This window comes from Microbacterium sp. Bi128 (assembly GCF_918698205.1).
Genome location: NZ_CAKKMM010000265.1, coordinates 1 through 5,539, shown reverse-complemented (window position 1 = coordinate 5,539; position 5,539 = coordinate 1). Strand labels below are relative to the sequence as shown.

General features: G+C 67.4%; 4 protein-coding genes and 1 pseudogene. All 5 read right to left on the bottom strand.

Features of this window, described 5'->3' with window-relative positions:
• Nucleotides 1-102: 102 nt before the first annotated feature.
• A complete protein-coding gene (locus LQV45_RS16615; RefSeq protein WP_230007978.1) occupies nt 103-1,242 on the bottom strand; it encodes an aminopeptidase P family protein in 1,140 nt (379 codons plus the stop codon).
• A gap of 130 nt (nt 1,243-1,372) precedes the next feature.
• Nucleotides 1,373-2,557 carry an ABC transporter ATP-binding protein gene (locus tag LQV45_RS16610; protein ID WP_028278067.1) on the bottom strand — a complete coding sequence of 395 codons (1,185 nt, stop codon included), beginning with the start codon at nt 2,555-2,557 and terminating at the stop codon, nt 1,373-1,375.
• Nucleotides 2,554-4,053: an iron ABC transporter permease gene (locus LQV45_RS16605; protein ID WP_230007977.1), complete on the bottom strand. Its 1,500-nt coding sequence runs from the start codon at nt 4,051-4,053 to the stop codon at nt 2,554-2,556. The genes LQV45_RS16610 and LQV45_RS16605 overlap by 4 nt, the downstream gene beginning before the upstream one ends.
• Nucleotides 4,054-4,163: 110 nt before the next feature.
• Nucleotides 4,164-5,219, bottom strand: coding sequence for an iron ABC transporter substrate-binding protein (locus tag LQV45_RS16600; protein WP_230007976.1), 1,056 nt, complete (start codon nt 5,217-5,219; stop codon nt 4,164-4,166).
• Between the two features lie 180 nt (nt 5,220-5,399).
• A pseudogene (locus LQV45_RS16595) lies at nt 5,400-5,539 on the bottom strand (glycosyl hydrolase); the annotation flags it as partial.

The following is a 5,539-nucleotide window of genomic DNA, read 5'->3' as shown; positions in this document are numbered from 1 at the left end:
TTCTGACTGGCGCTCAGCCTGGCCAATACGAGATCGCTCCTGAGGACTCTCAGAAGCGGTCTCGTTCCGGGGCCACGCCAGATCGTGGACCAGGTCGGCTAACTAGTGGACGATTCTCATCTCGTGCGAGGTCTGATTGAGTCGCCGTCCGCCGTCGGGAACGACCGTCACAATGTCCTCGATCCGTACGCCGAACCTGCCCGGCAGGTAGATTCCGGGTTCGATCGAGAAGCACATGCCGGGGTGGAGGATCTGGGTTTCGCCCTCGACCATGTACGGCGGCTCGTGAGTCGTCAGCCCGATTCCGTGCCCGACGCGGTGAATGAAGTAGTCGCCGTAGCCGGCTTCAGTGATCGCCGCCCGGGACACGCGATCGATCTCCTGGCACTCGACGCCTGGACGCACGGCCTCGAACCCGGCCTGCTGCGCGAGTCTGACGACGTCGTGAACCTCGCGCTCCTCGGCGGTGGGCTCGCCGACGTGCACGGTCCGCGTCGTGTCTGATCCGTAGCCGTGTTTGAGGCCGCCGAAGTCGAGCACCACCATGTCCCCGTCCTCGATGATCCGCGGGCCGATCTCGTGGTGAGGGTTGGCTCCATTCGGACCCGAACCGACGACGGTGAAGTCCACCTGCGAATGACCGAACTGGCGAAGCAGGTCGGCGAGATCAGAACCGACGTCGGTCTCGCTGCGCCCAGCGAACCGCACGGTGACGATCTCCTCATACGCCTGGTCTGCGGCCGCGCCGGCCGCCGCCAGCCGCTCGATCTCGTCGTCATCCTTGATCGCCCGAAGCATCGGCAGGGCGGTCGTCATCGAGACGTAGGACGACTTGGGCAGTCGATCCTGCAGGCCGAGGAGGTGCATGGCCCAGGCCGAGTCAGAGACGGCATAACGTCCGGTGCCGGCCATCAGCGTGGCAGATTCCGTGTAGGGGTCGCTCCCGTCGGTCCAGTCGGTGATCCGCAGATTCGAGGCGCCGGCGGCCGCTTCCGCGTCGGGCCTCTCGAGCCTCGGAACGATCATGGCGGGATCCGCGTCGACGGGGATCACGAGCATGGTGATGCGTTCAGTGATGGCCACGGGTGCATAACCGGTGAGGTACAGCAGGTCCGGTCCGGGAGTGACCAGGATGCCGTCGAGCCCGGCATCCTGGGCGGCGTGGGCTGTTCGCCGCAACCGTTCGGCGAAGTCATCGGCGGTGAACGGAGCCGGACCGGAAAGGCCGCGATGATCACTCATGGTTCGCATTCTCGTGCGCGGGGCATCCCCGGTCAACCCATCGTCCGGACAGCCGCTCCAGTAACTCTGGAATCACCCGTCGCGGGGGAGCCTTCGGGGCACAGAGGCTTCAGGACGCCGAATCTCGACGTTACGGCTGCTCATCCATCGGAAAGGCGACCGCCTCGCCAACCACGCGAAGCCGCAGCTCCGTGCCGGGGCGGGCGATCGAGGCGTTCCAGTGCCGGATGGTGATGATCTCCCCGCCGCCGGGGTAGCGGTGGTCCGGGATGGCGCCGGCGGCAAGGACCGGCGGGACGGGGAGTTGGAGCCGCACCGTGGTTTCGGGGCCGAAGTAGTCCGTGTCCACCACCGTGCCGCGGATGGGGCCGTCCTCGGAAATGCGGATCTGCTCGGGCCGCAGCATCAGCTGGACCCGGCCCTGGGCCGGCGGGCGGCGCACGGGGATCCCGCCGAGCGAACACGTGGCCAGGGAGCCTTCCATCCAGGCATCCAGGATCACGGCGTCGCCCAGGAACTCGGCGGTGGCACGATCAGCCGGACGCGTGTAGACGACGAACGGGTTGCCGATCTGGGCCAGCTTGCCGCCGCGCATCACGGCCACCTGGTCGGCGAAGGACAGCGCCTCGGCCTGGTCATGCGTGACGAGGATCGTGGTGACGCCGGCGTCCTTCAGCACCTGGGCCACGGCGCGGCGGGTGGCCACCCGCAGGCCGGCGTCCAGGGCGGAGAAGGGCTCGTCCAGCAGCATGAGCGCGGGCTTGCGGGCCAGCGCCCGGGCGAGGGCAACCCGCTGCTGCTGCCCGCCGGAGAGCTGGTGCGGGCGGCGCTTGGCCATGGCCGGGTCCAGTGAGACCATTTCCAGCAGCTCGCCCACCCGCGCCTTGACGCCGCGGCGGCCGCCGGGAAGCTGGGTGGCGTCCAGGCCGAAGGAGATGTTCTGCCCGACCGTCAGGTGCGGGAACAGGGCGCCGTCCTGGGCGACGTAGCCGACGTGCCGCTTGTGCGCGGGGACCCAGGCGTTCTCCCCGGCCACCTTGGACCCGTTGAGCGAGATGCTGCCGGTGTCCGGGTGCTCGAAGCCGGCGATCAGGCGAAGGAGCGTGGTCTTGCCGGAGCCGGAGGGTCCCACGATCGCCGTCGTTCCGCCCTTGGCGACGGAGAGGTTGACGCCCTTGAGGACGGCCTGGGGCCCAAAGTTCTTGGTGACCGCGTCGATTTCCAGGTGGCTGTTGGTGCTGGTGGCCACGGAAGCCGCGACCCGCGGCTCGGGGAGGCGCGAGGGGGCCTCACGCGACGGGTAGACATCGGTCACTGTCCGGCTACTTTCTTGGACTGCTGGAAGAGGAGATAGGTCATGGGCGCCGAGATCAGGATCATCAGCAGCGCATAGGGGGCGGCGCCAGCGTAGTCGATCTCGCTGCTCTTGCTCCAGAACTCGGTGGCGAGGGTGCGGGTCCCGTTGGGCGAGAGCAGGAGGGTGGCGGTGAGCTCGTTGACAATCCCCAGGAACACCAGGGCGGCGCCGCCAGCCGCGGCGGGGGCCGTGAGCCGCAGCGTCACGCGCAGGAAGGCCAGCAGCGGCGGCTTGCCGAGCACCTGGGCGGCCTCGTCGAGTTCCTTCGGTGCCTGGGACAGTCCCGAGCGGATGTTCACGAGGGCCCGCGGGAGGAACAGCAGCACGTAGGCCGCGATGAGCAGCGCTGAGGTCTGGTACATGCTGGGAACCATCCGGATGCTCACGGTCACGAAGGCCAGGCCCACCACAATCCCTGGCATGGAGCTGGTGATGTAGTTGGACAGCTCCAGGGACTTGCTGAACCAGCCGGGACGCCGCACGGCCAGGTAAGCCATGGGGAACGCGACCACGGTGGTGGCGACGGCCGCCGCGAGGCCGTAGGCCAAGGTCTGCAGGAGGGCCGGCATGAATTCCTCGGCAGCCCAGATTTCCGGGCCGCCGGCGACGATCCAGCGCAGCACAAACGTCAGCGGCAGCCCGAACGCCAGCCCGGTGAGTGCGATCAGGGACAGCTGGGCGGGGAGCTGGTAGGCGTGCAGGGGCAGGCGCAAGGCGCGTGCCTGGGCCCCGGAGCCGATCCTGGCGTACCGGGCGCTGCCGCGGCTGCGGACCTCCACGAGCAGCAGGATCAGGCAGAGGAACACCAGCACGCTGGCCAGCATGTTCCCGGCGGTGCCGTTGAACGTGGACTGGTACTGGACCATGATCGCGGTGGTGAAGGTGTCGAAGCGAATCATCGCGAAGGCCCCGTATTCGGCCAGCAGGTGCAGCGCGACCAGCAGCCCGCCGCCGGTCATGGCGATGCGCAGCTGCGGGAGCACCACACGGAAGAACGCGCGCCAGGCGCCGAGGCCGAGGGAGGCGGCGGACTGTTCGACCGCCGGGTCCAGGCGGCTGAGCGTCGCGGCGGCCGGGATGTACACGAGCGGGAAATAGGACAGGGTGGCGATCAGGACCCCGGACCACAGCCCGCCAAGGGACGGCACCGCGGAAACCCACGCGTAGCTGTTGACGAAGGCGGGGATGGCCAGCGGGGCGGCGAGCAGCACGGCCCACCACTTGCGGCCCACAAGGCTGGTGCGTTCGACAAGCCACGCGCCGCCGACGCCCAGGACGAGGCACAGCGGCACCGTCACCACGGTCAGCAGCACCGTGTTGAGCAGGAGTTCGCCCACGCGCGGGCGGAAGATCAGGGCCATTGCGGTGTCCCAGCCGGTGGAGGCTGTCATGAAGACCACGTAGGCCAGGGGCACCAGGGAAAACAGGGCGATGAGGACCGCGATGATGGACACGACAGAGACGCCGAAAGGCGGGCGGGGGCGTTTACCCCTGCCCGCCGTCGTCGTGTCAGTCGTCAAATCCCCAGAGGGACCGGGGACCGCCAGCTTGTTAGTCACTGCGGCTACAGCAGTCCTGCCTGGGTCATCAGCTCGGTGACCTTGGCGGAATTGAGTTTGGCGGGATCCACGGTGGGGGCCTGCAACTCCTTGAGCGGAACCAGCTTGTCGTTGGACGGGACGTCCGAGCCGACAGCGTATTCGAAGGAGGTGCCCTTCTGGAGTACTTCCTGGCCCTTCTTGCCGGTGATGAACTTCAGGAAGGACTGGGCCGCCGCGGCGTTCTTGGAAGACTTCAGCACGCCGCCGCCGGAGATGGAGACGAAGGCGCCCGGGTCCTGGTTCTTGAAGTAGAACGGCGTGACGTTGTTGGAGTTCTCGCCGGTCTTGGCCTGGTCGCCGTAGTAGTAATAGTGGTAGATCAGGGCGGCGTCGACTTCACCGGCGTTGACGGCCTTCATGGCCGTGCTGTTGCCCTTGTACGGCTTGGAGTTTTCCTTCATGCCCTTGAGCCAGGCCTCAGTGGCGGCTTCGCCCTTGAGTTCCAGCAGGGCCGAGACGATCGCCTGGAAGTCGGCGCCCGACGGCGAGGCAGCCCACTTTCCCTTCCACTCGGGGTTGGCCAGGTCCAGCATGGACTTGGGCAGCTTGTCGGCGCTGATCTTGTTCTTGTCGTAGACCAGCACGGTGGAGCGGGCCGCGATGCCGGTCCACTTGTTGGTGGAGGGGCGGAATTCGGCGGGGACCTGGTCCACGGTGGCCTTGTCCACATCCGCGAAGAGGCCGGCGTTTTCCACCTGGGCCATGGCGGGGGAGTTCTCGGTGAGGAAGACGTCCGCCGGTGAGGCCTGGCCTTCCTGCACGATCTGGTTGGACATCTCGGTGTCGTCGCCCTGGCGCACGGTCACCTTGATGCCGGTCTCGGCGGTGAAGGCGTCGATCCACTCTTTGGTCAGGGATTCGTGCTGGGCGTTATAGACCGTGATCTCGCCGGCGGCGGAGCCGTTGGCGGCAGCGCTGCTGCCGGCCGTGGAGGAGGAACCGGAGCCGCAGGCGGCCAGGCCCAGGGCGGCAGTGGCGGCCAGGGCGATGCCCGCCAGCGCGTTAGTGCGGATCTTCATGGGGCTACTTTCTACAAGGAAGTCGTCGTAGTGCCCTGCCCCCCGTGAGCGGGGAAGTTAGGGCATGCTCACTAAGAAAGACTGTAGGTTAGCCAAACCTAAGCGACCAACCTGAGGCTGGTTTAAGTGATGAGGATCACATCAATTACGATACTATTGCATGACGTAATTGTCGCCGGGTTATCGGGCGGGCGCCTGCGCGATCGAGGCGGCCGCCTCCAGCACCATCCAGGCCTGCAGCTGCGTGGAGAGCTCGACGGCGGCGCCTTCCGGGTAACTGCGGCGTGCCGGCGCGTCGGTGCGGTCGGAGAAGACCAGAT